Here is a 26,560-nt window from a genome sequence, read left to right as displayed (position 1 = left end):
GGGATGCCGCGCGACGCGTCAGAGGATCTTCAGCATGCGGGTGTTGCCGAGCGTGTTCGGCTTCACCCGGGCGAGGTCGAGGAACTCGGCGACGCCCTCGTCCGAGGACCGCACGAGCTCGGCGTAGACGTCCGGGGACACCACGCTCTCGCCGATCTCGAGGTACCCGTGCTTGGCAAAGAAGTCGACCTCGAACGTCAGGCAGAAGATGCGGGCGATGCCGAGTTCGCGGGCGTCGTGCTCCAGTCCCTCGAGCATGCGGTGCCCGACGCGCTTGTGGATCCAGTCGGCGTCGAGGGCCAGGGTCCGCACCTCGGCGATGTCGTCCCAGAAGACGGCGAGGGCGCCGCAGCCGATCGGGACGCCGTCGGGCCCCTCGGCGATGCGGAACTGCTGGATCGAGCCGTAGAGGGCGACGTTCTCCTTGCCGAGCAGGATGCGGCGGTCGACGTACGGCGCGATGAGGCGCTGGATGTGCGGGACGTCGGAGGCGACGGCCGGTCGCACGAGGATCCCGTGCTCGTCGCGTTCGTGGAAGGCGTGCCGGCCGTGTTCGCTCATCGACCTCACGATAGCGCGAGCGCCCGAGCGCCCGAACACAAGCGCCCGAGCGCGAGCGCCCGAATGCGAGCGTGCGACCGGGGGACGCGGACCCCGGACGCGCACCCAGACCGCCACGCCTACCGTCGCACGGGCAATCGAGACCGAACACGACGAAGGAGCACCATGCCCCAGATCATCGAGACCGTCGACGTGGACGTCCCCGTCCGCCAGGCCTACGACCAGTGGACCCGCTTCGAGGAGTTCCCGGAGTTCCTCGACGAGGTGAAGAAGATCGTCCAGGTCGATGACACCACCACCGACTGGACCGTGGAGGTCGCCGGTCAGGAGCGCGACTTCCGCGCCGTCATCACCGAGCAGCACCCGGACGAGCGCGTCGCGTGGACCGTCAAGGACGGCGACACCGACCACGCCGGCGCGGTGACGTTCCACAAGCTCTCCGACACGACGACCCGCGTCACGGCGCAGATCGACTGGCAGCCGTCGGGCCTCCTCGAGAAGCTCGGCTCGGCGGTCGGCGTCGGTGGCCACGCCGTGAAGAAGGACCTGCAGAACTTCAAGGAGCGCGTCGAGGCGGCTCCGACGGAGCCCGGCTGGCGCGGCGACGTCCCGGCCTGAGCCGGAACGGGACCAACGGGTCGCAACGCGACCAACGGGTCGCAACGCGACCAACAGATCGCAAAGCGACCACGATCCGGACGGGAGGCACGGTGCCAGCTGGCACCGTGCCTCCCGTCCGTCGTGCGGTCACCTCGGCATCCCCCCACGAAATGCCGACCTGACAGGACCGGCCGGACGTGCCAGGGTAGAACGAACGGTCGATCCCTCGGACACCGTTTTACCATGTCTGAGACAAGCGCGGGAAGGGGAGCCGTGATCGAGTACACGGACGACGACGCACACCGACGCGAGTTGTCGCGGAAGCTGCAGCTCCTGATGGACGTCGTCGAGGCGAACTCGGGGCAGCGTCCGTCCTACAAGGAGATCGCTGCGGAGATCGAGGCGCAGGGCGCGTCGATGAGCCGTCCGCGCTGGGGCTACATGCTCGGCGGGAACGGCCCGGCTGTCCGTGACCAGCGTCTGCTCGAGGCCCTCGCCGCGTTCTTCGGCGTCCCGGCGGCCTACCTCACCGACGCCGCGGGCAGCACCGACGTCCCGGCGCGGGTGCAGGCGCAGCTCGAACTCGTCCTGGAGCTCCGCAAGCGCGAGGTCCTCGCGTTCGCCACTCGCCGGCTCGGGGAGTTCGCCTCGGCCGACGAGATCCGCGAGTTCACGGAACACCTGCGGGCGCTCGACGGTCCGGGGAGCACGTCGTGAGCACCGTCCGCGAGCGCGCTGCAGCCCTGCGGCGGCAGGCGGACGCCCGTCGGCGGGTGCAGCGGCTCGGGCTCCCCCGACGCCTGACCCTGGCGGAGCTCGTCGCACGGGCGGAGGCGACGCTCGGCAAGCCGATCGAGGTGCGCACGTCGGACCTCCCCGGCGACCTGTCCGCACGGCTCATCCAACGTCGCGACCGCGCGCTGCTGGAGACCCGCTCCGGCCTGTCCGAGCGGTCGCGCACGGCATCCGTGCTCCACGAGCTCGCGCACGTGTTCCTCGCCGACCACGGCTGCGACCACGAGGCGTACACGGGGCTGCTCACCGGACGGGCGGCGTTCACCCGGTCGCTCGACACCCCGCACGAGCAGACGGTGGAGCTCGTCGCCGACCAGCTGGCCCTCCACATCGGTCTGCTCGACCCCGGCGAGCGCACGCCCGGGATCTTCCGGTGACCCTGCACGTCTGGGGGTCGTTGCCGGTCTGGGGCATCCTCGTGGTGCTCCTCGTGCGGCTGTGGCTCGTCCGCACCCAGTCCGCGAGCGTGACGTGGCTCACGGTGTGCTGCGCGTTCGTCGCGGTCGGCCTCTCGATCAACCAGCCCGACGTGCTCGGGGTGCTCGCGCGGGCCACCGGCGTGCCGAACGTCGCGGACGTCGTCGGGCGCTGCTTGATGGTCTGCGGGATGTTCGCGCTCGCGCAGTCGGTCGAGGCCGCGGCACGCACGGCCCGGCTGCTGCGACCGGGTCGGATCGTCGCGTGCGTCGCGGTGCTCGTCACCCTGGTGGTGCTGTTCTCGCTGATCGACGCCCCGCGCCCGACGGCGCAGTTCATGGTCGTGTACGGCGACCAGCTCCCGACCGCCCTCTACTCCGCGGTGGAGATGTCCTTCATCGCGATCGTCATCGCGCGGTCGGCCGTCGCCGTGCTCGGTGCGTTCCGGCGCGGCGAGCAGATGGGTCGGATGTACTGGCTCTTCGTCGTCGGGGCCGCGGCGATGGTGCTGCTCGCCGCGATCGCCGTCGCGATGGACGCCGCCCACGTGCTCGGTGCGTCCACGGTCGTCGGCGCGCTGTCGGTCGTCTACGCGCCGGTCTTCCTGACCTCGATGGTCCTGCTGGCCCTCGGCGCTGCAGGCGGAGTGCTGCCCGACGCCGTCCGTGAGTTCCGCGAGTGGCGCGCTGCCCGCCGGCGGTTCCGCACGCTCGAACCCGACCTGCACCGACTCGAGTCGGCGTCGGGGAACCGAGGGCTGTACTTCACCAACGTGTGGCAGCGTCGAGAGTGGCGGAGCCGTCTGCACCGCCTGGAGCTCGAGATCGAGGACCGCGCCCGCGAAGCCGGACTCGCCGCGCCCGCCACCACCGAACCCGACCCATCAGGAGCGAGATGACCGCCACAGGACGCACCACCGCGATCGGGACCGCGATCGGCGCCGCGGGGACGTTCGGCCTCGGCGCCCTGGTCGCCCGCCGGCTGCTCTTCCCCACGCCCTACACCGCGACCGCGACGGTCCGGTCCTCGTCGTCGACGGAGGTCGAGTTCGCAGCGACCCGCGACACCCGGCTCCCCGGCACCTACCGGATCACCCGTGGCAGCACCTCGGTCCGTGTCGGCGCGGTCCTCGGCGAGAGCGACGGCGACGGCGACACCGTGCGTCGGCAGCTCCTCGACGGCCCCGCACCCGAGGCCGGCGACTGGACGTGGGACGCGCTCATGCACGACTTCGTCGCCGAGGTCCTCCCCGGCCCGGCCACCGGCCCCGACACCACCGTCTCGCGCACGCACGTCGTCCACGTGCACGGCCAGTCGCTCGGCCCGCGGCAGGTCCTCCGCGGCATCCCGGTCTGGGACGCCCTCGAGGCATCGTCGGAGATCGTCGACACCACCGACCTGCCGCTCCGCTCCCTCGACCCAGGCGCTGCGGACCGCATCGTCGACCGGGTCCGTTCCGCCCGCGCCCGCGGCGCCGAGCGCGTCGTCCTGCAGGGTTGGTCGGCCGGTGCCCTGGCGTGCTCGATCGCCGCGTCACGCACGCCCGTCGACGGTCTGGTCGGCATCGCGCCACTGCTCGACGTCCGGTCCGCCCTCCGCGGTGCCGTGAGCGCCGTCCGACTACCCCGGTTCGTCGGGAGCGTCGCCGCACGGATCGCGACGACACCGGTCCTCTCGCGGCTCGCGGGTGCTGCGGAACCGGTCCGGACCGCGACCTGGCAGGCATCCGGCACGCCGACCCTCCTGCTGCGGTCCACGGCGGACCCGTTCGTGGCGGCGACCGACGTGTCCGCCGCCGTCCAGCGCGGCGCGACGGTGGTCAGCTTCGCGACGGCGCCGCACACGCTCGAGTGGAACGAGGACCCGGAGCGCTTCGACGACGCCGTCCGGACCTTCGCGACGACGCTGCGCGACGCCTGACCGCTCCGGCACACAGCGCCACCCGGCACAGAGCAACGGCCGGCACACAGCAACGGCCGGCACAGAGCAACGGCCCCGGTCCGTGAGGACCGGGGCCGTTGGCGACTCGACACGTTGGGGGGAACAGTCGAGCCGCTCACATCCGAGGAGCTGGGGGGAACGCCTCGGGTGTGGAACCACCGTACCGCGACCGAGCAGTGGATGTGGTGTGCCATCCGCGCAACGTGACGGGATACGGACTGGTCACGACCCACGACGGACGGGAGGCACGGTGCCAGCTGGCACCGTCCTCCCTCGCAGGCTCGGTCGGCGCGCCCCGCACAACGCTTCGCGTTGCCGCTGAGCGGGGCGCGCCCGTCAGAAGGTGGTCGCGTCCTAGGACTCGATCTCGCCAGCCGGCTCGGCAGCGCCGGTGAGGACCTCCTCGCGACCCGGTTGACGCCCGGTCTCGAACTGGAACGCACCGTCGTGGAAGTCGACCTTCACGTGGTCGCCGGCGTTCAGCTCACCCTGCAGGATGTGCTCGGACAGCTGGTCCTCGACCTCGTGCTGCATCGCGCGACGCAGGGGGCGAGCCCCGAGAGCCGGGTCGAACCCGACCTTGATGAGCTGCTCCTTGGCGGCGAGCGTGAGCTCCACCGTCATGTCGCGGTCGAGCAGGCGGTCCGCCAGACGCTTCACGAAGAGGTCCACGATCTGCAGCAGCTCGGACTGCGAGAGCTGCGGGAACACGATCGTGTCGTCGACGCGGTTGAGGAACTCCGGCTTGAAGTGCTTCTTGAGCTCCTCGTTCACCTTCGAGCGCATGCGGTCGTAGCCGACGCCCGAGTCGCCCTCGATCTGGAAGCCCACCGGACCACCAGCGATGCCCTGCGAACCGAGGTTCGTGGTCATGATGATGACGGTGTTCTTGAAGTCGACGACCCGGCCCTGACCATCGGTCAGACGACCCTCTTCGAGGACCTGCAGCAACGAGTTGAAGATGTCCGGGTGGGCCTTCTCGATCTCGTCGAAGAGAACCACGGAGAACGGCTTGCGGCGGACCTTCTCGGTGAGCTGGCCGCCCTCCTCGAAGCCGACGAACCCGGGAGGGGCACCGAAGAGCCGCGAGACCGTGTGCTTCTCGCCGAACTCCGACATGTCGAGGGAGATCAGCGCGCCCTCGTCGTCGAAGAGGAACTCGGCGAGCGCCTTGGCGAGCTCGGTCTTCCCGACGCCCGTGGGGCCGGCGAAGATGAACGAGCCAGAGGGGCGGTTCGGGTCCTTCAGGCCAGCGCGGGTGCGGCGGATCGTCTTCGAGAGTGCCGAGATGGCCTCTTCCTGACCGATGACGCGCTCGTGCAGGGCCTTCTCCATGAAGACGAGGCGCGAGGTCTCCTCTTCCGTGAGCTTGAACACCGGGATGCCCGTGGCCTGCGCCAGCACCTCGGCGATGATGCCCTCGTCGACGGTGCCGGACGCGGCGACGTCACCCGCACGCCACTGCTTCTCGAGGCGGAGACGCTCGCCGAGGAGCTTCTTCTCCTCGTCGCGGAGCGACGCGGCCTTCTCGAAGTCCTGTTCCTCGATCGCGGCTTCCTTCGACCCGCGGACCGTCGAGATCTTCTCGTCGAACTCGCGGAGCTCCGGCGGCGCCGACAGGATCGACAGGCGGAGGCGTGCGCCGGCCTCGTCGATCAGGTCGATGGCCTTGTCCGGCAGGAAGCGGTCCTGCACGTAGCGGTCCGCGAGGTTCGCCGCGGCGACGATCGCACCGTCGGTGATGGACACCTTGTGGAACGCCTCGTACTTGTCGCGGAGGCCCTTGAGGATGTTGATCGCGTGCGGCAGCGACGGCTCGTTGACCTGCACCGGCTGGAAGCGGCGCTCGAGTGCGGCGTCTTTCTCGAAGTGCTTGCGGTACTCGTCGAGCGTGGTCGCACCGATGGTCTGCAGCTCACCGCGGGCGAGGAGCGGCTTGAGGATCGACGCGGCGTCGATCGCGCCCTCGGCAGCACCCGCACCGACGAGCGTGTGGATCTCGTCGATGAAGACGATGATGTCGCCGCGGGTGCGGATCTCCTTCGTGACCTTCTTGAGGCGCTCCTCGAAGTCACCGCGGTAGCGGGACCCGGCGATGAGCGACCCGAGGTCGAGCGAGTAGAGCTGCTTGTCCTTCAGCGTCTCCGGGACGTCGCCCTTGACGATCGCCTGGGCGAGGCCCTCGACGACCGCGGTCTTGCCGACGCCGGGCTCACCGATCAGGACGGGGTTGTTCTTGGAGCGACGGGAGAGGATCTGCATGACCCGCTCCATCTCCTTCTCGCGCCCGATGACCGGGTCGAGCTTGGCGTCGCGGGCGGCCTGGGTGAGGTTCCGACCGAACTGGTCGAGGACCTGCGACCCCTGCTGCGCGTTCTGCTGGGTCTCGCCGCCGACGGCGACGGCTTCCTTGCCCTGGTAGCCGGACAGGAGCTGGATGACCTGCTGGCGGACGCGGTTGAGGTCCGCGCCGAGCTTGACGAGCACCTGGGCGGCGACGCCCTCGCCCTCGCGGATGAGGCCGAGGAGGATGTGCTCGGTGCCGATGTAGTTGTGGCCGAGCTGCAGCGCCTCGCGCAGGGACAGCTCGAGCACCTTCTTGGCGCGCGGCGTGAACGGGATGTGCCCGGTCGGCTGCTGCTGCCCCTGCCCGATGATGTCCTGGACCTGCTCGCGGACGGCATCGAGCGAGATGCCGAGCGACTCCAGCGCCTTGGCGGCGACGCCCTCGCCCTCGTGGATGAGGCCGAGGAGGATGTGCTCGGTGCCGATGTAGTTGTGGTTGAGCATCTTCGCTTCTTCTTGAGCGAGGACGACAACACGACGGGCTCGGTCGGTGAATCTCTCGAACATGTGCTCTCCCTTGCCGGACCGGTACTGGCCCGGTGACGTACATCGAGACTAACCAGCCGACCCCGAGTGGTCTGCCCCTGTTCGCCGTGGGCGTGACCCCTGGTGCGCCTGGCGCACAGCGCGGTCGCGCGCCGCGCCCGGCGCGACCACGAGACGGCCGGGAGGCGCGGTGCGGGCCCGCCCCGCGCCTCCCGTCCGGCGGTCCGTCACGACGCGACCCGGAGGGTGCTGTCCGGCGGGAGTCGGTACCATCCGGGCATGGAGCAGCCCGTCGTCGGCCTCGTCGTCCACCCGACCAAGAACGTGCAGGAGTCCGTCGAGACCCTGCGCCGCTGGAACGCCTCCGGCCGCGGCGAGCTCATCGCCCGACGGGCGGACGCGCAGCGCCTCGGCGGCACGATCGACGTCGTCGACGAGGACGAGTTCACCGACCGGGTCGACATGGTCGTGGCGCTCGGTGGCGACGGCACCATGCTCGGGGCGATGCGGCTCGTCGCCCGACGCCCGGTCCCCGTGCTCGGCGTCAACTACGGCAACGTGGGCTTCCTCGTCGAGATCGAGCCGCCGGAGCTCGAGGCGGCGCTCGAACGGCTCTCCGCCGGCGAGTACCAGCTCGAGCCGCACCACGCCCTCGAGGCGAAGCTGTCCTGGAGCGGTGCCCGCACGGAGTACCTCGCGTTCAACGACCTCACGGTGGTGCGACGCCCCGGGGCCGGGCAGGTCTCGGCGGACCTCAGCGTGGGCGGCCTCGGCTACGGCTACTACCGGGCCGACGCCATCGTGGCCTCAACCCCGGCCGGGTCGACCGCCTACAACTACGCAGCGGGCGGCCCGGTGCTCTCCCCCGCGCTCTCGGGATCGGTCGTCACCCCGGTCGCCCCGATGGCCGGCATCGACCGTTCGGTGGTCCTGGCGGCGCGGGAGCGGTACCGACTCGACATCGCCGAGGGCACGCGGAGTGCGGCACTCGAGGTCGACGGTCTCGTCGTCGGCGAGGTCGCGACGGGCGCCCAGATCGACGTCCGCCTCCGGAAGGACGCGTCGAGCGTGGTCCGGCTCGACGCAGCACGGCACGGCCGCACCGGGCGGGTGAAGCTCAGCCTGCTCGACCTGCCGGTGCGTCCCGACCAGCTCATCGAACTCATCCCGCAGGACCTGCGCCAGCGGCTCTCGCACGACCTCGAGCAGTAGACGCTGCGGGCGGGGTCGTACCGGGCCCGGACGTACGAGTGGCCCGCCCCGGCATCGCCGGGACGGGCCTTCCCATCACCCCACCGGACCGCCTTCCCACAGGTCGGTCCGGTTCCCCGAGCCGGAGCAGCTGCCCCGGCCGAAGTTCCTCGCTGACCTCAGTCGGTCAGGTACAGCTGCATGTCCTGCGAGACCGCCTTGGCGAACAGGCGCAGCTTGGCGCGCGACTCCACCCGGCTGACGGCCTGACGGGTCGTGTGCACGATCTTCGAGATCTCGTCGAGCGTCATCGGCTTGTCGTCGTCGAGGCCGTAGCGCATGCGGATCACGTTCGCCTCGTCGCTCGGCAGCTCGGCCACGATCGACCGGATGTCCCGGTGCAGCAGCGTGGTCTCGGTGAGCTCGTTGGGGCTCGCGGCGTCCTCGTCCTCGATGAAGTCACCGAGTTCGCTGTCGTCCGAGTCGCCGACGACGGTGTGGATCGACACCGGCTCGTGCGAACGGCCCTTCAGGTCGAGGAGCTCCTCGACGCTCATGCTCAGCTCCGCCGCGACCTCGTCGGGCATCGGCGCACGGCCGAGGTCGACGGTGAGGTCGCGCTCGGTGCGACTGATCTTGTTGATGAGCTCCACGGTGTGGACCGGGATGCGGATCGTGCGGGCCTTGTCGGCGAGACCGCGCGAGATGGCCTGGCGGATCCACCACGTGGCGTAGGTCGAGAACTTGTAGCCCTGGGTGAAGTCGAACTTCTCCACCGCGCGGACGAGGCCGAGGTTGCCCTCCTGGATGACGTCCATGAAGGGCAGGCCGCGCTGCGAGTAGCGCTTGGCGATGCTCACGACGAGGCGCAGGTTCGACGTGATCATGCGCTCCTTGGCGCGCTCACCGTCGCGGACGAGCCAGCGCAGCTCGCGCTGGAGGTTCTTGTCGAGCCCGGACTCGGTGTGCAGCTTCTCCTCGGCGAACAGGCCGACCTCGATGCGCCGGGCGATCTGTGCCTCTTCCTCGGCGGTGAGGAGCGAGAGGCGGCCGATGTGGCGGAGGTAGTCGCCGACCTGGTCGACGGAGGCGCCGCGGACGCCGGCGAGCTGCTCGTCGGCCTCGACCTCGGTGCCGAGGGTGGTCGACTCGACGGTCGCGTCCGCGGTCTTCGCGGCCGCGGCCTTCTTGGTCGTGCTGCGGCGGGTGGTGGTGCCGTTCGTGGTCGGTGCTGCCGTTGCGATCGTCATGTGACGCTCTCCCTGCGTTCGACGGTGATGGGCCTCAGGTGGGGGTGTTGATGAGTAAAGCGGTTGCGAGGTGTACCCCACAAATCGATGTGATCGATTCCCAGGCTTCTCCGTGCTTCACCCTCCGAACCGTCCCCCACGGGGTACAGCGTGGGGCCAGTCTGGCCCCACTCCAGGCCCGAGAACAAGGGTGTGACGCGATGTTTCCGGCGTTGCAGTGGTGTTTCTTCCGCGTTTCCGAGGGTGTACCCCGGCTCACCGCGCCGGGTGGACACAAGAAAGGGGTACGGCGGACCAGGTCGGTGTGATCTGGCCGTCGTACCCCGAATACCGAACGGGTGGGGGTCACCAGGAGGGTTCGAGCCACCCGTCACGGCGCTTCGAGACCTCGAGGTCGGCGTCGCGGTCGAACTCGTCGTACTCGCTCTCGATGTCGCCGACGAGGCTGCGACCGGCAGGGAACTGCTGCATGGGCATGCCGACGATGCTCGCCCCGCGGAGCGACCTGCTCGCGACGGGCCGGTGAACGGTGGGTGACGAAGCCCGGGCGGTCAGACGTCGACGTCGTCCTCGTCCCCGTCGACCCACTGCTCGTCCCGTGCGGGGTCGCCGAGCACCGGGTGGCCGAAGGCGTCCTCGGGGTCGAGGTCGGCGGGGTCCGGCGGGACGGTGGTCATGCCGCCAGTGCAGCACCGCTGCGTGAACCGCCGGTGAACGCGATGAGTGTGCACACCGACCCGGACGGCGTCGCCGTCAGCGGCGCTGCCGACTCGGTGGGCGACTACTCGGCGGACGCGGGCGACGGCGCGGGACGGCCGTGCTCCCGCTCGAAGCGGGCGCGCTCCTCGGCCTCGACCTTGGCGTAGGCGGCGCGCTCGGTGCGGTCCGCCCGCAGGATCGCGCGCATGACGAACCAGAAGATGAGGCCGACGATGACGGTCGGCGTCAGGGCGAAGATGATCCCGGTCACGACTCCATGCGGCACCGGGTCATCCTAACTCCCCCGACCGAAGGCTACTTGACCAGCGGGAAGAGGATCGTCTCGCGGATGCCGAGGCCGGTGATCGCCATGAGCAGCCGGTCGATGCCCATGCCCATGCCACCCGACGGCGGCATGGCGTGCTCGAGGGCCCGCAGGAACTCCTCGTCGACGCGCATCGCCTCGGGGTCGCCGCCGGCAGCGAGCTTCGCCTGCTCGACGAACCGCTCCCGCTGCACGACCGGGTCGACGAGCTCCGAGTACGCCGTCGCGAGCTCGAACCCGCGGACGTAGAGGTCCCACTTCTCGACGATGCCGGGACGCGCGCGGTGCTGTCGGGTGAGCGGCGAGGTGTCGACCGGGAAGTTCATCACGAACGTCGGGCGGTCGAGCGAGTCGATGACGAAGTGCTCCCAGAGCTCCTCGACGTACTTGCCGTGCGTGGCGTGTACGACCTCGACGCCCTCGGCATCGGCGAGTGCCTGCAGCTCGGACAGCGGCGTCTCCGGGGTGATCGCGCGCCCGGCCGCCTCGGACAGCGAGCCGTACATGTCGATGCGCGGCCACTCGCCGCCGAGGTCGTACGTGGTGCCGTCGGCCCAGGTGACCTCGAGCGAGCCGCCGGTCACCGCACGGGCGGCGTTCTGCACGAGCTCCTGGGTGAGGTCGGCCATCTGCTCGTAGTCGCCGTACGCCTGGTAGGCCTCGAGCATCGCGAACTCGGGCGAGTGCGTCGAGTCGGCGCCCTCGTTGCGGAAGTTCCGGTTGACCTCGAACACCCGGTCGATGCCGCCGACGACCGCACGCTTGAGGAAGAGCTCGGGCGCGATGCGGAGGAACAGCTCGGTGTCGAACGCGTTCGAGTGCGTGACGAACGGGCGAGCCGACGCCCCGCCGTGCTGGGTCTGCAGCATCGGGGTCTCGACCTCGAGGTACTCGTGCGACGCGAAGGTGTGCCGGAGCGAGGCCATCACGGCGGCACGGGCGCGGACGGTCTTCCGAGCGTCCTCGCGCACGATGAGGTCGAGGTACCGCTGGCGGACCCGGGTCTCCTCGTTGAGCTCGTTGTGGAGGTTCGGGAGCGGCAGGATCGCCTTCGCCGCGATCGCCCAGTCGTCGACCATGATCGACAGCTCGCCACGACGCGAGGAGATGACGCGGCCGTGCACGAAGACGTGGTCGCCGAGGTCGACGAACTCCTTCCACCGCGCGAGCGACTCCTCGCCCACCTCGGCGAGGGACACCATCGCCTGGATGCGGGAGCCGTCACCGGACTGCAGGGACGCGAAGCAGAGCTTGCCGGTGTTGCGCGAGAACACGATGCGCCCGGCGACGCCGACGACGTCCTGGGTCTCCTCGCCGGTCTCCAGCGTCGCGTACTGCGCGCGGACCTCGGGGATCGTCGTCGTGATCGGGAGCGCGGCCGGGTAGGCCTCGATCCCCGCGTCGAGGAGCTTCGACCGCTTGTCGAGCCGGACCTGTCGCTGCTCGCTGGTCTCCTCGGCGGACAGGTCGTCTGCTGCGGCGGCGGTTGCTTCGCTCATGAAGGGTGCGGCTCCGGTGGGGTCGTGGGGGATGCGGAAATGCTACCCGGCGCGGACGGCCGGCCGGGAACCGCGGACGTCAGGACCGACTGTCAGAGCCGCGCCTGGCCGTCGGCCGCGGCGAGCGCGTTGTCGACCGCGCTGCGGACCAGGGCACCGAGGACCCGGCCGGGGTGCTCGACCCCGATGCCGTCGAGGGTCCCGGCGGACTGCTCGACGATCGCGGTCGAGAAGCTCGCGGCTGCCCGGACGGCGTCGGCGTACGCGGGCCGGTCCTGCTCGGCGACGACGAACGGCTCCGCACCCATCTCGACCACGAGCGCCTGCGCGATCGGGAGCACGGGAGCCGGGGCGGTGACGGCGCAGTACGCGTCGCGGAGGCGGGTGAGGTCGACGCTCGTGCCGGTGAAGACCATCGCCGGGTGGATCGCGAGCGGGATCGCCCCGGCGGCGAGCGCCGGTCGGAGGACGTCGGTGCCGTGGTCGGGACTCGTGTGCACGACGAGCTGTCCTGGCTGCCAGATCCCGGCGTCCGCGAGGCCCTGGACGAGGGACCCGAGCTGGTCGTCCGGTACGGCGAGCAGCACGAGTTCGCTCCGCTCGACGAGGTCCGGCGTCGCGAGGACGGGCACCCCGGGGAGCATGGCCTCGGCGCGGTCCCGCCCGGCGTCGGACACCGCGGTCACGCCGACGACCGCGTGCTCCGCGTTCGCGAGCGCGGCCCCGAGGACGGGTCCGACCCGTCCCGCGCCGACGATGCCGACGCCGAGCCGTCCCGCCCTCACCGCGCAGCTCCGGGGGTGGGGGTGCGGTCCCAGCCGGGAGGCCCGTCCTGCCCCCGCCAGGCGGGCTCGGGCGTCGACGTGGTCGGCGCGGCGCCGGGGGCGACCCCCTGCGCGTCGGGTCCGTCCGCGGCGGGCGCGAGCCGTGCCTCCCGTTCGCGCCACCGGTGGGAGGTGTCGACCGCGGCGGCCTCGACGGCACGGTGCGCGGTGTCCGACCACAGCCGCTGCGCGTCGTGCGCGTCGAGCGCACCGAGGCGCGCGCTCACGGGGCCCTGCACGGTGTGCACGTGCACCGAGGCGAGCCGGAGGGCGCGTTCGAGCGGCCCCTGCTCGACCTTGACGCTCTGGACGCGCGGCAGCGGCACGATGACGAGGGACCGCCACACGGCACCGAGGCGGAACAGGACCGCGCCCTGCACGAACCGGTACCCGTTGCGGCGGAAGGACAGCGGGCGGAGCCACGCGCCGCGGCGGGGCGAGTGGACGAAGCCGCCGCGGTCGCCGGAGGTGGTGAGGCTGTCGTCGACGACGCTGACGGCCTCCGCCGACCCCTCGCGCAGTTCCTCCTGCGATGCCCGCGGGCCCGCGACGGCGGTGCCGACCAGGCCGGGAAGGATGATGTCGAGGACCTCGCGGACGTCCTCTGCGCGGCCGACGGGCAGCACGATCGAGGACGCCTGCTGGTTGGTGGACTGCCCGTTGCCGGCGTTCGTGGCGCGGTTGATGCGGATGTCCCACCAGCCGAACGGACGCCAGAGCAGCGGCTGCGCGACGCTCACGGCGTGGATGCGCCCGGGAGGGAGGGTCTCGTTCGACGTCGAGACGAGGCCGAAGCCGATGCGGATGCCGTCACGCGTCTCGGCGATCGTGTACTGCAGCGACCGTGAGAACTTCCGCACGTAGTAGCCGCCGGCGCCGATCACGGCAGGGAAGAGTCCGAAGAGGATGCCGTACTCGCCGGTGACGGCGATGCTCACGACCATCGCCACGATCGCCGCGAGCAGGAACACGGTGGTCCCGGAGAGCAGCATCGACGCGATGAGCCGACCGGGGTGGACCTTGACGACCCGGGTGGCCTGCACCGCGGCGGGGTCGAGCTCGGGCGAGAAGACCTCGTCCAGCCGGTCCTGCAGCACGCCGGAGGACGGTCGCCCCGGAGCCTGCTGCTCGTCCTCCTTGGCGCCCGAGGCGAGCACGAGGATGCGGCGGCGGAGGTCCTCCGCGGGCTTCGACCCGAGGTAGGCGAGCTGCACGTTGGCGTCGTTGCCGGCCTGCGCGATCTCGAGCTTCGCGGTGCCGAAGAGCCGCGGGATGATCGGCCGCGAGATGTTGATGCCCTGGATGCGGTCGAGCCGGGCCTTCCGGTGGTTGCGGAAGAGCACGCCCGAGCGGACCTCGACGATCTCGCCCGTGACGCGGAACTCGTGCATCCGCCACGACAGGTAGAACAGCCCGATCAGCAACACCAGGAGCACCGCGATGCCGAGCAGCACCCAGCCCACGGCCCCGTGCTCGTACACGTAGCGGACCGGGTCGCCGTCGTCGGACGGTCCACCGCCGGGGATGAAGAACTCGACGAGCTGGTCGCGCAAGCTGTTGAGCACGTAGCCGAGCACGACGATGAGGAAGATGCCGCCGCGCAGCAGGGGCGTCAGCGGGTGCAGCCGGTGCCACTCCCCGTCGGTCAGCGGGGCCGCTGCTGCGGCGTTGCCGACCTGGCTCGGCGGGGTCGGCGGCGGAGGTCCGGGGCGGAAGGTCACGACGACCCCCTCAGAGTCCGGCGCGGCGGGACTCGGCGAGCTCCACCAGGCGGTCGCGGAGGTCGTCGGCGTCCGCCGCGGGGATCCCGGGGATCCGGACGTTCGTCGCGGCCGCAGCGGTGACGAACTTCAGCTCGCTCATGCCGAGCGCCCGGTCGAGCGGGCCACGCGCGACGTCGACGAGCTGCATGCGGCCGTACGGCACGGCTGTGAAGCGCTGCCACATCAGACCGCGACGGAAGACGAGGTCGTCGTCCCGGAGCGCGTACCCGATCGAGCGGACCCGTCGCGGGGTGAGCACGGCCGTGACGAGCGCGACGATGCCGACGGCGATGCCGATCAGCGTCCAAACGGTGCCGGCGGTCCGGTCGAACCCGCCGTTCACCACACCGAGGAGCACGCACCCCGCGGTCACGACGACACCGATCGCGACGGTGGTCACCAGTTCCGTCCACACGAGCTTCGGCGACACCCGGGTCCAGGTGGTGCCGGTCAGGCCGAGGCCCGGCTCGTCGAGTCGTTCTCTCGGCATCGCGGGCTCCGCTCCCTCAGTTGGTGGCCGCCGAGCCGCCGCGGTGGTCGTCCTGGTCGTCGTCGCCGGGCGGTGCGATGCACATCCGTTCGGCGACCAGGGCACACACCGTCAGGACGACGGCTCCGCCGAGCGCCACGGCGTTCGGCAGGGTCGAGCCTAGCGAAGGGGTGACGTTGCGGGTCAGGAGGTACAGCAACAGCCCGATGCCGAACCCGCCGAAGAGCGCGCCGCCGATGCTGGACGCCTTCGCGAGGACCACGACCCGCGTCGCGTACAGCGGGTCGACCGGGCGCTGCCGGAGGACGCCCTCCTTGGCGTGACGTCGGACGGGGCGGGCCATCAGGACGACCGCGACGCCGATGAACGCGAGGGTCAGGCCGAGCGGGACGGAGAGCAGGAGCGTCGGGGCGCCACGGGAGGCGAGGACGGCGTCGACGGCGAAGCCCGCGACGGCGGCGACGACCGCGACGCTGACGAGGACGGAGGCGCGGGTCGGTTTCATGCGTGCTCCCCCGGCCTGGAGGCGCGGGTCGGGTCGACCCCGCGGGTCGCGGTGGCCGGGACGGTCGCGGCGCCCTGCGCGGTCGCGTCGTCGAACAGGCGTGGCTCGTCGACGCGCTCGGTGTCGTCGCCGATGGTGTCGAGCAGCTCGGCCACCGACCCGGCGCCCGGCAGCACCGCCGCCGGGTCCGCGTCGACCCAGGGCGCGAGCACGAACGCCCGCTCGGCCGCGCGCGGGTGCGGCACCGTGAGCGTGGCCGTGTCGATCACCAGGTCGTCGATCGCCACGACGTCGAGGTCGAGCGTGCGGTCGCCCCACCGGACCTCGCGCGTGCGGCCGTGCTCGTCCTCGATGCCGTGCAGCGCGTCGAGGAGCGCCTGCGGCTCGAGGTCGGTGTCCACGACGACGACGGCGTTCCGGTAGCGCGGCTTCGTCTCGTCGCGACCGTCGAGCGTCACGGCCACGGACTCGACCTCACGGCTGGAAGCCACCGGGGTCACGCCGGGGAGCGCCGCGATCGCCGAGGCCGCGGCGCGCAGGGTGCTGCCCCGGTCACCGAGGTTGGCGCCGAGCGCGATGACCGCGCGGCTCACTCTTCTTCCTCGGCGCGGGCGTCGTCGCCCTCGGGCAGGGCGCCACCGCGGGCCCGCCGGATCGTGATCGAGACGTCGGTGAACGGCACCGTGATGGGCGCCTGCGGCTTGTGGACCGTGACCTCGACCGCGAGCGCGGCCCGGTGGCTCAGGACGGCGGCGGCGATGCGCTCGGCGAGCGTCTCGATGAGGTCGACCGGACCGCCCTCGATCTCCGCGACGACCTGCTCGGCGACGACACCGTAGTGGACCGTGTCGGCGAGGTCGTCGGAGCCGGACGACACCCGGGCGTCGACCTCGACCGCGACGTCGACGACGAAGTCCTGTCCGTCGGCGCGCTCGTGGTCGAAGACGCCGTGGTTCCCCCGGGCACGGACCCCGGTCAGTCGGATGGTGTCCCTCACGATCGTGCTGCCCTCCAGGCGTCCCAGACGTCGAGTACCGCACGGGTCGGTGCGGGGTCGTGCACGCGCACCCCCCACGCGCCGCGTTCGGCGGCGAGCAGGCTGATGGCGGCGGTGGCGAGGTCGCGGTCCCGCGGCGGTGCGCCGGCAGCGCTGCCGACCCCGTCGAGGAACCGCTTGCGGGAGGCGGCGACGAGCACCGGCAGCCCGATCGAGGCGAAGCGTTCGTAGCCGGCCAGGATCTCCCAGTTCTGGACACCCTGCTTGGCGAACCCGAGGCCCGGATCGATGACCACCTGCTCCTCACGCACGCCGAGGATGATGAGCTCGGCGACGCGGTGCTCGACCTCGCGACGGACCTCCTCGACGGCGTGCGCGTACTCGGCGTTCCGGTACATCCGATCGCTGTGCCCACGCCAGTGCATCACGACGAAGCCGGCACCGGTGTCGCGGACCACCCGGGCCATGTCGTCGTCCGCGAGCCCGCCGGACACGTCGTTCACGATCGCCGCGCCGGCCTCGACCGCGCGTTCGGCCGTCGACGCGTTCATCGTGTCGACGCTGACGGCGATGCCCTCGGACACCAGCTCGCGGACGACCGGGACGACGCGGTCCTGCTCGACGTCGACCGGGACGCGCTCGGCGCCGGGCCGGGTGGACTCCCCACCGACGTCGACGAGGTCGGCCCCGGCTGCGACGAGGTCACGGGCGTGCTGCACGGCGTCGTCGTACGCCTGGTGCAGTCCGCCGTCGCTGAACGAGTCCGGCGTGACGTTGAGGATCCCCATGACGCGCGTGCGGTCCTCGGCGGGCTGCTCCGGCGCGCGGTCACGCCGACGGCCGGTCACGATCTCCGGCACCGGCGCGGGTGCACGGAGGTCGATCGCGACCGTCGGCGGCTCCGCCGCGGCGGCGCGCGCCTCGTGCTCTGCGGCGCGAGCACGGTCCGCCTCGGCGAGGCGACGCGAGCGTCTCGTCGGCAGGTCGGTCATACCGGCCTACGCGGGGGCGATACCGGGGTTGCCGAACGGGCGACGACGGGGCTTCGACGACGACTCGGTGTCGCTCGGCTCGGCAGCGGTCGAGGCCGCCTTCCCCGGGAACTCGATCGCCGGGAGGTTCGAGACCGGCCGCTTGTCGCTCGACAGCCACTGCGGGCGCTCGGGCAGCTTGCGGACGTCCTTGAAGATCTCCACGAGCTCCGGCGCGTCGAGCGTCTCCTTCTCGAGGAGCTCGCCGGCCAGGCGGTCGAGGATGTCGCGGTTGGCGTTGAGGACCTCGTAGGCCTCGTCGTGCGCGGCCTCGAGCAGCGCACGGGTCTCGGCGTCGACCGTCTCGGCGATGTTCTCCGAGTAGTCGCGACCGCCGCTGCCACCCATGTCGCGTCCGACGAACGGCTCGCTCGAACCCGACCCGAGCTTGACGGACCCGACCGCACGGCTCATGCCGTACTCGGTGACCATCTTGCGGGCCGTGGAGGTGGCCTTCTCGATGTCGTTCGACGCACCCGTGGTGGGGTCGTGGAAGACGATCTCCTCGGCCACGCGACCACCCATGGCGTACGTGAGCTGGTCGAGCAGCTCGTTGCGGGTGACGGAGTACTTGTCCTCGAGCGGGAGCACCATCGTGTAGCCGAGGGCACGGCCGCGCGGCAGGATCGTGATCTTCGTGACGGGGTCGGTGTGCCGCATCGCCGCGGCCGCGAGGGCGTGTCCACCCTCGTGGTACGCCGTGATGAGCTTCTCCTGGTCGGACATGATGCGCGTCCGACGCTGCGGGCCGGCCATCACGCGGTCGACGGCCTCGTCCAGGGCCCGGTTGTCGATGAGCTGCGCGTTCGAGCGGGCGGTCAGCAGCGCGGCCTCGTTGAGGACGTTCGCGAGGTCCGCACCGGTGAAGCCCGGCGTCTTGCGGGCGAGGAGCTCGAGGTCGACGCTCGCGGCGAGCGGCTTGCCCTTCGCGTGCACCTCGAGGATCTGCTTGCGGCCGCCGAGCGACGGGGCGTCCACGCCGATCTGCCGGTCGAAGCGGCCGGGGCGCAGGAGCGCGGGGTCGAGCACGTCGGGACGGTTGGTCGCGGCGATCAGGATGACGTTGGTCTTGCCGTCGAAGCCGTCCATCTCGACGAGGAGCTGGTTCAGCGTCTGCTCGCGCTCGTCGTTGCCACCGCCGATGCCGGCGCCGCGGTGACGACCGACGGCGTCGATCTCGTCGATGAAGACGATCGCCGGGGCGTTCTGCTTGGCCTGGTCGAAGAGGTCACGGACGCGGCTCGCACCGACACCGACGAACATCTCGACGAAGTCCGAACCGGAGATCGAGTAGAACGGCACGCCGGCCTCGCCCGCCACGGCCCGCGCGAGCAGGGTCTTGCCGGTTCCGGGAGGGCCGTACAGCAGCACGCCCTTGGGGATCTTCGCGCCGACCGCCTGGAACTTCGCGGGCTCCTGCAGGAACTCCTTGATCTCGTGGAGCTCCTCGATCGCCTCGTCCGAGCCGGCGACGTCCGCGAAGGAGACCTGCGGGTTCTCCTTGTTGTTCATCTTCGCGCGGGACTTGCCGAACTGCATGACCTTCGAGCCGCCGCCCTGGGCGCTCGAGAGCAGGAACCAGAAGAGCGCGCCGATGATCAGGAACGGCAGGACGATGCCGAGGAGCGAGAGGAACCAGTTCCCCTGCTGCACGCGGTCGGTGTAGCCGTCCGGCAGGTTGGCGTCGTCGACGGCCTTGATGACGTCAGCACCACGCGGCGTCGCGTAGTAGAACTGCTCGGTCGCGCCGTCCTTGAGCTTGAGGTCGACACGCTGCTCGGTGGAGTTCACGACGACGGACGAGACCTTGTCGTCGGCGAGCTGCTGCAGGCCCTTCTGGGTGTCGATCTGCTGGGTGCCGGCCTGACTGATGACCGCCCACCCGATCCAGATCCCCACGAGCGCGATCAGGATGTAGATGTACGGCCCGCGGAGGATTCGCTTGAAGTCCATGTGATCCGGGCAGGTCGCCCGACACCTTTCTCTGCCGAAGTTGCGTGCAGGTCAGCATACGGCCGCGATTCTGTGGCGAGAATGGGTGTCCTCTGCGGGCGAACTCCACGCCCCGCCCGGGTCAGTCGGACGCGCTCAGGAGTAGACGTGCGGCGCCAGGACGCCGATGCCGCGCAGGTTGCGGTAGCGCTCGTCGAAGTCGAGGCCGTACCCGACCACGAACGCGTCCGGGATCTCGAAGCCGGCGTACTTCACGTCGACCTCGACCTTGGCGGCCTCGGGCTTGCGGAGCAGCGCGACGATCTCGACGCTCGCGGCCCCGCGGGACTCGAGGTTCTGCTTGAGCCAGGACAGCGTCAGGCCGGAGTCGATGATGTCCTCGACGATGATGACGTCGCGGCCGTGCAGGTCGGTGTCGAGGTCCTTGAGGATCCGCACCACGCCGGACGACTTCGTGCCGGAGCCGTACGACGACACCGCCATCCAGTCCATGCGTGCCTGCATCTTGAGGTGGCGGGAGAAGTCGGCCATCACCATGACGGCACCCTTCAGCACGCCGACGAGCAGGGGGTCCTTCCCCGCGTAGTCACGGTCGACCACCGCGGCGAGTTCGGCGAGCTTCTCGTCGATCTGCTCGGGGGTGAAGAGCACTTCGGACAGGTCTGCCTGGACGTCGGAGAGTTCCACCGGTCCAGGGTAACCGTCAGGACGACGCGCTGAACGCCAGACGGTCGCCGTCCCGCGACGCCCGGACGCCCGGGAGGTCGATCGGGCCCTGTCCGTGCCAGTCGGTGACGAGTCGGCAGACCTCGAGCGTCTGCACCCGCGAGAGCGTCACACCGAACTCGCCCTCGACGGCGAGCCGCACGAGGCGCTGCCGCAGCGCGGGCGGGTTCGCGGCGAGCCCGCGCACCGACAGGGAGATCCCCGCCTCCGAGTGCTCCGCGAGGTCCTCCGCCATCTCCTCGGCGAAGTGGTCGAGCGCGGCGGAGTCCTCCCGCAGCTGGTCGGCGGTGCGGGCGAGTGCCTCCGGGACGCCGGCCCCGAGCTCGCGTTCGAGCGCCGGCATGAGCGCGTTCCGCACCCGGACGCGCCCGTACGCCGGGTCGTCGTTCTGCGGGTCGTCCCACGGCGCGAGCCCGGCGGCCACGCACGCAGCCCGCGTCGTGTGCCGGCGGACGCCGAGGAGTGGACGGCCGTAGGCCGGTCCCGACGTGCGGACGGCGAGCGGCGGCATGCCGGAGAGGGCGTCCGGTCCGCTCCCGCGGAGCAGACCGAGCAGCACGGTCTCGGCCTGGTCGTCGAGCGTGTGGCCGAACAGCACCAGTGGTGACACGAGGTCGGCGGCGACCTCCGCGATCGAGGCGTGCCGTGCCTCCCGGGCGGCCCCTTCGGGCCCACCTGCGGAACCGACGGCCACCCGGCGGACCGACACCGGGTCGAGACCCAGCTCCGCACCCTGCCTGGAGGCACGGCTCGCCACGTCCGCGGAGCCCGCCTGGAGCGCGTGGTCGACGATGACCGCGCCGGCGCGGAGCGCCTGCCTCGGCGCCTCGAACGCGGTCGCGGCGGCGAGCGCGAGCGAGTCCGCTCCCCCGCTCAGTGCGACGAGGACGAGGTCGCCGTCCGCGACGATGCCCTCCGCGCTGGCCGTCTCGAGCAGGGTGCGCACCGCACGCCGGGTCTCGGCGACGGCGGGGTCCAACCGGGGACGCGGAGTGTTCACCCGGTAACGTTAGCCGCGCTTTCCCCCCGCACATCAGACTCAGGAGCGCAACATGGCCGCGTACGACGTCGTCGTCGAGATCCCCAAGGGCAGCCGCAACAAGTACGAGGTCGACCACGAGACCGGTCGCGTGTACCTCGACCGCGTGCTGTTCACCTCGTTCGTGTACCCGACCGACTACGGGTTCTTCGAGAACACGCTCGCGGACGACGGCGACCCCGTCGACGCGCTCCTCCTGCTCGAGTACCCGGTCTTCCCGGGCGTCGGGGTCAAGGTCCGCCCGGTCGGCGTCTTCAAGATGAGCGACGAGGCCGGCAACGACGCGAAGGTCCTCGTGGTCCCCGCGAAGGACCCGCGCTGGCAGCACATCCAGGACATCTCGGACGTCGACGAGCAGACGAAGGCCGAGATCGCGCACTTCTTCGAGCGCTACAAGGACCTCGAGCCGAACAAGTGGGTCAAGGCCGAGGGCTGGGGCGACGCTGCCGAGGCCGAGGCGATCGTGCAGGCCGGCCAGGAGGCCTACGTGCCCGCCGGTCACTGACCGTCTTCCACACGAAGGGCCCCGCACTCCTGGTGAGTACGGGGCCCTTCGTCCGTCCGTCTGTCGGTCTGTCTGTCCGTCTAGAGCGAGCCGGTGGGGCGGGCGACGTACGGCAGGAGCTGGTTCGGGAGCCACACGGCGCGCTCGACCACGCCGACGCCGGGCTTGGCGGCCTCGATCATCTGGCCGTTGCCGGTGTAGATCGAGTCGTGGTAACCCCCGCTGGCGGTTCCGTTGTTCGAGTAGAAGAGGATGTCGCCCGGCTGCCGCTGCGAGAGCGGGACGAGCCGACCGATCGACGCGAAGTAGTTGTACTGCCAGACGACGTTGTGGCCACCGGTCGCGACGCCCTGGGAGCCGTACGCCCCCATGACGAGACCGGAGCAGTCCCAGAGGTTCGGGCCGGCCTCGCCCATCTTGTACGCGTCGCCGAGCTGCGCGCGGGCGAACGCGATCGCGCCGGCCGCCTTCGAGGGGCTGCTGGGCGGCGGTGTCGGGGTCGGCTTCGCCGGGGTGGGCTTGCTCGGCTGCGGCTTGGACGGAGCGGGCTGCGCCGGGCTCGGGTTGCTCGGGGCGGGGTTCGCCTGGGACGGGTTGCTCGGTGCCGGGTTGGTCGAGGAGCCGCCGCCGCTGGGCTTCGTCGACGTGGAACCGCCGCCGGAGCCGGGGTTCGCCGTCGTCGAGCCGCTGCCGGTGCCCGGGTTCGTCGAGGTCGATCCCCCGGCCGCCGGGCTCGTCGTCGATGCACCGGTGTCGCCCGCGGTCGGCCCTGCTTGCGCGGCGAGTTCGACCTCGGCCCGCTTCGCCTGCTGCGTGTTCCAGTAGGCGGTCTCCGTGGCGACGCTCGTGCCCTTGAGGTAGGCGAGCTGCTTCAGGACGACCTCCTGCTGGTCCTGCTCGCGCTGGAGCCGCCCCTGCGCTGCCGACGCCGCGTCGTTCGCGTCCGCGAGCGCGGACTTCGTCGCGTCGGTCGCCTGCGCGAGCGCCGTCGTCGCCTGCCGCTGCTGGGCGGCGAGGGAGTCGACGGTGTTCTGGTCGGCCTGCGCCCGCGCCAGCACGGTCGCCGAGCGCTCGGACAGGTGCGACATCGTGCCGACGCGGTAGAGCAGGTCCTTCGCGTCCCGCGTGTCGACGAGCATCGAGGTCGACAGGTCCCCGCCGCCGGTCCGGGCGAGCTCGACGACGAGCCCGGCCACCTGCGCCGCCGAGTCACGGGCCGTGGCCTTCGCGCGCTTCGCCTGGTCGGCCAGGTCGTCGAGGTCCGACTGGGCCTCCTGCTGCTCCGACGCCGCGAGCGAGAAGGTCTGCGCAGCCTGCTGCTCGGCGATCGACGCACGGTCGGACTCGTCCTGCAGGTCCTCGAGGCGCGACCCCAGCTCGTCGACGGTCTGCTGCGCCGCCGCCGCGTCGGACTTCGCAGCCCGCACGTCGTCCCAGCTCGGAGCCGACGGGGTCGCCTGTGCCGGAGCGGCGAGGGCGACCGACAGGCCGATGCCGAGGACGGCGACGACCGCGGTGCAGGTCAGGGACCGGGCGGGCTGCTTCATGGGTCGGGTCAACGCCTCCTGGCGACGCTCGCGGTCATACCGAGATCCCCCGCGCTGCCATGAAGGGGACCGGGTCGGTGGCGGCGCCGTTGACCCGGGTCTCGAAGTGGAGGTGGCACCCGGTCGACCAGCCGGTCGAGCCGATCTTCGCGATCTGCTGTCCGGCACTGACGTGCTGGCCGTAGGCGACCAGGATCCCGCCGTCGACGATGTGGCCGTACGCCGTGGAGATGCCGCCGCCGTTGTCCAGGACGACCTCGTTGCCGTACCCGCCGCCGTTGCCCGCGAAGGTCACGGTGCCGTCGTGCGCGGCGTAGATCGGGGAGTAGCAGGCGGGCGCGAGATCGACGCCGGCGTGGAGTGCCGTGGCGTGCGTGTACGGGTCGACGCGCATGCCGAACCCGCTGGTCTGGTAGCCGCCGGCGGGGCGGACCCAGCCGGACGAGTTCGGCGCCCCACCGCCCGAGCCGCCCTGGCTCGTCGCGGCCGCGCGGGCGGCGGCACGGGCGGCCGCGGCGGCGATGCGCGCCTGCCGCTTCTTCTCCTCCTCGACCCCCTTGCGGTACTTCGCCTCGACCCCGTGCTGCTTGGTGGTGAGGAGGGTGAGCTGCGCCTCCAGGCGGTCCTGGTTGTCGTTCTGCGCGTCGACGGCGGTCTGGGCGGCGTCCGCAGCGCCCTGTGCCTGCTGCATCTTCGCCTCGGCAGCGTCCGCGAGGGAGCCGAGGGCACGCTTCGCGACGTCCGCCTTGTCGGCGAGGCCCTGGGCCGTGCCGCGGTCCTGCGAGGCCTGCGCGTAGATGCCGTCCGCCTGCTCGCTGAGCTTCGACATCGCCCCGAGTTCGTAGAGCAGGTCGCCGGACTTGCCCGGGTGCGTCAGGAGGTCGGTCGAGACGTCGCTCGAGCTCGCACGACCGAGCTGTGCCGCGAGCTGGCCGGCCTGGGCCTCCGACGCGGCGGCGGTCTTCTTCGCCTCGTCCGCCTGCCCCTGGAGCTTCTGCTGCTTGAGCGTCGCCTGGTCGTACTCCGTCTGCGCGGTCTGGTAGGCCGTGCCTGCTGCCTCCGCGGCCTTCTGCTTCGCGGCGGCCTCGTCCTTCAGGGTCTCGATCAACGACTTGATCTCGGAGACCTTGTCCTGCTGGGCCTGCGTGGAGGCCTTGGCCTTCTCCACGTCGTCCCAGCTCGGGTAGCTCGCGGCACTGGCCGGCCCGCTCGGCGTGAGCGCGGCGAGGGTCCCCGCGGTGAGCGCGACGGCGACCGCTGCGGCGACGAGGCGGCTGCGGGAGCGGAGGGAGAACGGTGAGGTCGACATGTGTCTCGATTTCGTAACAGCGCGGCAAGGCTCACGCACGTAACACTGTTAACAGACGCAACAGTAACAACAGGTGTCGCAGCCGGTCACCCCTCGTGCGAGGGGCAGCACGGTGCGACGACGATGCTCGCACGCGGGCACCGACGGCACGGATCGGAGCCTGGTGCTCCACGGTGAGTGAATGCCCGCGGACCGGTCGGGCCCACGCGACACGCCGGGGATGCCACGCCGAGGCCGCTCGATTTGTGAAACCCGGGGGGCATCCGTATGCTTGTCCATCGGTAGCGCACTGCACCGCTTGCGGCCCTATCGTTTAGTGGCCTAGGACACCGCCCTTTCACGGCGGCAGCACGGGTTCGAATCCCGTTGGGGTCACTCTTCGTGAGTGAGCAGGCAGGCAGAGCAACACCGAGCAAGACAGCAGTTCAAGCAAGACAGTAATTCAACATGGCCCTGTAGCGCAGTTGGTTAGCGTGCCGCCCTGTCACGGCGGAGGTCGCGGGTTCAAGTCCCGTCAGGGTCGCCACGGCTGGATAGCTCAGTTGGTAGAGCGTTCGACTGAAAATCGAAAGGTCCACGGATCGATGCCGTGTCCAGCCACGGTGAAAGGCCCCCTACTCCGGTAGGGGGCCTTTTCGCGTTCCGTGGTGTCCCGCAGTGGTTGCGCGGGGCTTCCGCTACGCCTCGCGGGTCTTCGGGCTGCTGTCGTTCGTCTTCGCCGGGTCCCGCTCGACCACACCGCCGAGGGCGTCGTCGATCCGTGACATCAGCTCCGCGGGGATCGTGACCCCGGCAGCGCCGGCGTTGTCGTGCACCTGCTCCGGCCGCGACGCCCCGATGATCGCCGACGCCACGTTCTCGTTCTGCAGTACCCACGCGACCGCGAGCTGGGCCATCGACAGGTCCAGTTCGTCGGCGATCGGCTTGAGCTCCTGCACGGCCGTGAGCACCTCGTCGTTCATGAAGCGCTGGATCATCTTCGCGCCACCCTTGTCGTCGGTCGCACGCGAGCCCTCCGGCAGCGGCTGACCCGGCTGGTACTTCCCGGTCAGGACGCCCTGGGCGATCGGCGACCAGACGATCTGCGAGATGCCCAGTTCCTTCGACGTCGGCACGACCTCGCCCTCGATGACCCGCCAGAGCGCGGAGTACTGCGGCTGGTTCGAGATGAGCTGCACGCCGAGGTCGTCGGCGAGCTCGTGCCCCGCCCGGAGCTGCTCGGCCGTCCACTCGCTCACGCCGATGTACAGCGCCTTGCCCTGACGCACGACGTCCGCGAAGGCGAGCATGGTCTCCTCGAGCGGGGTCTCGTGGTCGAACCGGTGCGCCTGGTAGAGGTCGACGTAGTCCGTCTGCAGACGCTCGAGCGACCCGTCGATCGACTCGAGGATGTGCTTCCGGCTCAGCCCCGTGTCGTTGTGACCCTTCGGTCCGGTCGGGCCGAAGACCTTCGTGGCGATCTCGAGCGACTGCCGCCGCTCCCCCTTGAGCGCTTCGCCGAGGACGGTCTCGGCGCCGGTGTTCGCGTAGACGTCGGCGGTGTCGAACGTCGAGATGCCGACGTCGAGCGCCGCCCGGACGCAGGCGACGGCCGCGTCGTTCTCGACCTGGGAGGCGTGGGTCAGCCAGTTGCCGTAGGTGATCTCGGAGACCTTGAGGCCCGAGTTGCCGAGGTAGCGGTACTCCATGTGCGTGTCACTCCTGTCGTGGACCGCATCGGCGCGGTCCGAACCGTGACGGTACGCGGCGGAGGAGGTGCAG

27 protein-coding genes and 3 tRNA genes are annotated in these 26,560 nt (G+C 71.0%); 10 read left to right on the top strand and 20 right to left on the bottom strand.

The window, feature by feature from the left end; all coding sequences use genetic code 11:
* Positions 1–18: 18 nt before the first annotated feature.
* The gene (locus ACRQ4C_RS01205) at positions 19–561 is read right to left on the bottom strand and encodes an amino-acid N-acetyltransferase (protein WP_290133212.1); all 543 of its coding nucleotides are present in this window, start codon (positions 559–561) and stop codon (positions 19–21) included.
* A 165-nt stretch (positions 562–726) separates the two neighbouring features.
* Here ACRQ4C_RS01205 and ACRQ4C_RS01200 point away from each other — a divergent pair, with 165 nt between their 5' ends.
* The 5 genes from ACRQ4C_RS01200 to ACRQ4C_RS01180 all read left to right on the top strand — a co-directional run bounded on the left by ACRQ4C_RS01200 (position 727) and on the right by ACRQ4C_RS01180 (position 4,293).
* Complete coding sequence (locus ACRQ4C_RS01200) at positions 727–1,179, top strand: SRPBCC family protein (RefSeq protein ID WP_290133213.1); 453 nt, start codon at positions 727–729, stop codon at positions 1,177–1,179.
* Positions 1,180–1,404: 225 nt separating this feature from the next.
* Positions 1,405–1,878 carry a hypothetical protein gene (locus ACRQ4C_RS01195; RefSeq protein ID WP_290133214.1) on the top strand — a complete coding sequence of 158 codons (474 nt, stop codon included), beginning with the start codon at positions 1,405–1,407 and terminating at the stop codon, positions 1,876–1,878.
* A complete protein-coding gene (locus tag ACRQ4C_RS01190; protein WP_439689748.1) occupies positions 1,875–2,333 on the top strand; it encodes a hypothetical protein in 459 nt (152 codons plus the stop codon). The genes ACRQ4C_RS01195 and ACRQ4C_RS01190 overlap by 4 nt, the downstream gene beginning before the upstream one ends.
* The gene (locus ACRQ4C_RS01185; RefSeq protein ID WP_439689747.1) at positions 2,330–3,271 is read left to right on the top strand and encodes a hypothetical protein; all 942 of its coding nucleotides are present in this window, start codon (positions 2,330–2,332) and stop codon (positions 3,269–3,271) included. Before ACRQ4C_RS01190 ends, ACRQ4C_RS01185 begins: the two co-directional genes overlap by 4 nt.
* The gene (locus ACRQ4C_RS01180; RefSeq protein WP_439689746.1) at positions 3,268–4,293 is read left to right on the top strand and encodes an alpha/beta fold hydrolase; all 1,026 of its coding nucleotides are present in this window, start codon (positions 3,268–3,270) and stop codon (positions 4,291–4,293) included. Before ACRQ4C_RS01185 ends, ACRQ4C_RS01180 begins: the two co-directional genes overlap by 4 nt.
* Before the next feature lie 375 nt (positions 4,294–4,668).
* On the opposite strand, the gene ACRQ4C_RS01175 is transcribed toward ACRQ4C_RS01180, so the two are convergent.
* Positions 4,669–7,167 carry an ATP-dependent Clp protease ATP-binding subunit gene (locus ACRQ4C_RS01175; protein ID WP_290133218.1) on the bottom strand — a complete coding sequence of 833 codons (2,499 nt, stop codon included), beginning with the start codon at positions 7,165–7,167 and terminating at the stop codon, positions 4,669–4,671.
* Positions 7,168–7,425: 258 nt separating this feature from the next.
* Between ACRQ4C_RS01175 and ACRQ4C_RS01170 the strand changes: the two genes are divergently transcribed.
* A complete protein-coding gene (locus ACRQ4C_RS01170; RefSeq protein WP_400411247.1) occupies positions 7,426–8,358 on the top strand; it encodes an NAD(+)/NADH kinase in 933 nt (310 codons plus the stop codon).
* 158 nt (positions 8,359–8,516) lie between these two features.
* On the opposite strand, the gene ACRQ4C_RS01165 is transcribed toward ACRQ4C_RS01170, so the two are convergent.
* The 15 genes from ACRQ4C_RS01165 to tilS all read right to left on the bottom strand — a co-directional run bounded on the left by ACRQ4C_RS01165 (position 8,517) and on the right by tilS (position 21,399).
* Positions 8,517–9,587, bottom strand: a complete 1,071-nt coding sequence (locus ACRQ4C_RS01165) for a sigma-70 family RNA polymerase sigma factor (RefSeq protein WP_290133220.1) — start codon at positions 9,585–9,587, stop codon at positions 8,517–8,519.
* A gap of 345 nt (positions 9,588–9,932) precedes the next feature.
* Positions 9,933–10,064 carry a hypothetical protein gene (locus ACRQ4C_RS01160; RefSeq protein ID WP_275935013.1) on the bottom strand — a complete coding sequence of 44 codons (132 nt, stop codon included), beginning with the start codon at positions 10,062–10,064 and terminating at the stop codon, positions 9,933–9,935.
* Between the two features lie 74 nt (positions 10,065–10,138).
* A complete protein-coding gene (locus ACRQ4C_RS01155) occupies positions 10,139–10,264 on the bottom strand; it encodes a hypothetical protein (RefSeq protein WP_290133221.1) in 126 nt (41 codons plus the stop codon).
* 104 nt (positions 10,265–10,368) lie between these two features.
* Complete coding sequence (locus tag ACRQ4C_RS01150) at positions 10,369–10,572, bottom strand: hypothetical protein (protein ID WP_290133222.1); 204 nt, start codon at positions 10,570–10,572, stop codon at positions 10,369–10,371.
* 29 nt (positions 10,573–10,601) lie between these two features.
* Positions 10,602–12,110: a lysine--tRNA ligase gene (gene lysS, locus ACRQ4C_RS01145; RefSeq protein ID WP_439689745.1), complete on the bottom strand. Its 1,509-nt coding sequence runs from the start codon at positions 12,108–12,110 to the stop codon at positions 10,602–10,604.
* Positions 12,111–12,202: 92 nt separating this feature from the next.
* Positions 12,203–12,895: a Rossmann-like and DUF2520 domain-containing protein gene (locus tag ACRQ4C_RS01140; RefSeq protein WP_354670487.1), complete on the bottom strand. Its 693-nt coding sequence runs from the start codon at positions 12,893–12,895 to the stop codon at positions 12,203–12,205.
* Positions 12,892–14,655, bottom strand: a complete 1,764-nt coding sequence (locus ACRQ4C_RS01135; RefSeq protein WP_439689744.1) for a PH domain-containing protein — start codon at positions 14,653–14,655, stop codon at positions 12,892–12,894. The genes ACRQ4C_RS01140 and ACRQ4C_RS01135 overlap by 4 nt, the downstream gene beginning before the upstream one ends.
* Before the next feature lie 10 nt (positions 14,656–14,665).
* The gene (locus ACRQ4C_RS01130) at positions 14,666–15,187 is read right to left on the bottom strand and encodes a PH domain-containing protein (protein WP_400411260.1); all 522 of its coding nucleotides are present in this window, start codon (positions 15,185–15,187) and stop codon (positions 14,666–14,668) included.
* A 16-nt stretch (positions 15,188–15,203) separates the two neighbouring features.
* Positions 15,204–15,692 carry a DUF3180 domain-containing protein gene (locus tag ACRQ4C_RS01125; RefSeq protein ID WP_290133226.1) on the bottom strand — a complete coding sequence of 163 codons (489 nt, stop codon included), beginning with the start codon at positions 15,690–15,692 and terminating at the stop codon, positions 15,204–15,206.
* Positions 15,689–16,285, bottom strand: coding sequence for a 2-amino-4-hydroxy-6-hydroxymethyldihydropteridine diphosphokinase (gene folK, locus ACRQ4C_RS01120; protein ID WP_439689743.1), 597 nt, complete (start codon positions 16,283–16,285; stop codon positions 15,689–15,691). Before folK ends, ACRQ4C_RS01125 begins: the two co-directional genes overlap by 4 nt.
* On the bottom strand, positions 16,282–16,689 hold the full coding sequence (gene folB / locus ACRQ4C_RS01115) for a dihydroneopterin aldolase (protein WP_290133228.1): 408 nt from the start codon (positions 16,687–16,689) through the stop codon (positions 16,282–16,284). Before folB ends, folK begins: the two co-directional genes overlap by 4 nt.
* Complete coding sequence (gene folP, locus ACRQ4C_RS01110; RefSeq protein WP_439689742.1) at positions 16,686–17,681, bottom strand: dihydropteroate synthase; 996 nt, start codon at positions 17,679–17,681, stop codon at positions 16,686–16,688. Before folP ends, folB begins: the two co-directional genes overlap by 4 nt.
* Before the next feature lie 6 nt (positions 17,682–17,687).
* Positions 17,688–19,673, bottom strand: a complete 1,986-nt coding sequence (gene ftsH / locus ACRQ4C_RS01105) for an ATP-dependent zinc metalloprotease FtsH (RefSeq protein ID WP_290133230.1) — start codon at positions 19,671–19,673, stop codon at positions 17,688–17,690.
* Positions 19,674–19,808: 135 nt separating this feature from the next.
* Complete coding sequence (hpt, locus tag ACRQ4C_RS01100; protein ID WP_031272831.1) at positions 19,809–20,360, bottom strand: hypoxanthine phosphoribosyltransferase; 552 nt, start codon at positions 20,358–20,360, stop codon at positions 19,809–19,811.
* 16 nt (positions 20,361–20,376) lie between these two features.
* Positions 20,377–21,399, bottom strand: coding sequence for a tRNA lysidine(34) synthetase TilS (gene tilS / locus ACRQ4C_RS01095; RefSeq protein ID WP_439689741.1), 1,023 nt, complete (start codon positions 21,397–21,399; stop codon positions 20,377–20,379).
* 52 nt (positions 21,400–21,451) lie between these two features.
* Here tilS and ACRQ4C_RS01090 point away from each other — a divergent pair, with 52 nt between their 5' ends.
* Positions 21,452–21,943, top strand: coding sequence for an inorganic diphosphatase (locus ACRQ4C_RS01090; protein WP_290133232.1), 492 nt, complete (start codon positions 21,452–21,454; stop codon positions 21,941–21,943).
* An 80-nt stretch (positions 21,944–22,023) separates the two neighbouring features.
* Here ACRQ4C_RS01090 and ACRQ4C_RS01085 read toward each other — a convergent pair whose 3' ends face one another.
* Both ACRQ4C_RS01085 and ACRQ4C_RS01080 read right to left on the bottom strand, forming a co-directional pair.
* Positions 22,024–23,490 (bottom strand): NlpC/P60 family protein, encoded by a 1,467-nt coding sequence (locus ACRQ4C_RS01085; RefSeq protein ID WP_439689740.1) that lies wholly within the window; start codon positions 23,488–23,490, stop codon positions 22,024–22,026.
* A 34-nt stretch (positions 23,491–23,524) separates the two neighbouring features.
* Positions 23,525–24,799 (bottom strand): M23 family metallopeptidase, encoded by a 1,275-nt coding sequence (locus tag ACRQ4C_RS01080; protein ID WP_400411276.1) that lies wholly within the window; start codon positions 24,797–24,799, stop codon positions 23,525–23,527.
* A gap of 302 nt (positions 24,800–25,101) precedes the next feature.
* Between ACRQ4C_RS01080 and ACRQ4C_RS01075 the strand changes: the two genes are divergently transcribed.
* From ACRQ4C_RS01075 to ACRQ4C_RS01065, 3 genes are all read left to right on the top strand, one after another.
* Positions 25,102–25,174 (top strand) — tRNA-Glu (locus ACRQ4C_RS01075).
* A gap of 74 nt (positions 25,175–25,248) precedes the next feature.
* Positions 25,249–25,325: transfer RNA gene (locus ACRQ4C_RS01070), tRNA-Asp, on the top strand.
* A 1-nt stretch (position 25,326) separates the two neighbouring features.
* Positions 25,327–25,399, top strand: a tRNA-Phe gene (locus ACRQ4C_RS01065).
* A gap of 77 nt (positions 25,400–25,476) precedes the next feature.
* Here ACRQ4C_RS01065 and ACRQ4C_RS01060 read toward each other — a convergent pair.
* Positions 25,477–26,487, bottom strand: a complete 1,011-nt coding sequence (locus tag ACRQ4C_RS01060; protein ID WP_439689739.1) for an aldo/keto reductase family protein — start codon at positions 26,485–26,487, stop codon at positions 25,477–25,479.
* Between the last annotated feature and the right edge of the window lie 73 nt (positions 26,488–26,560).

The organism is Curtobacterium sp. SP.BCp (assembly GCF_051903255.1).
Taxonomy (GTDB): domain Bacteria; phylum Actinomycetota; class Actinomycetes; order Actinomycetales; family Microbacteriaceae; genus Curtobacterium.
Note: the sequence above shows the minus strand (reverse complement) of the source record. Positions and strands in the feature narration are given on the sequence as shown.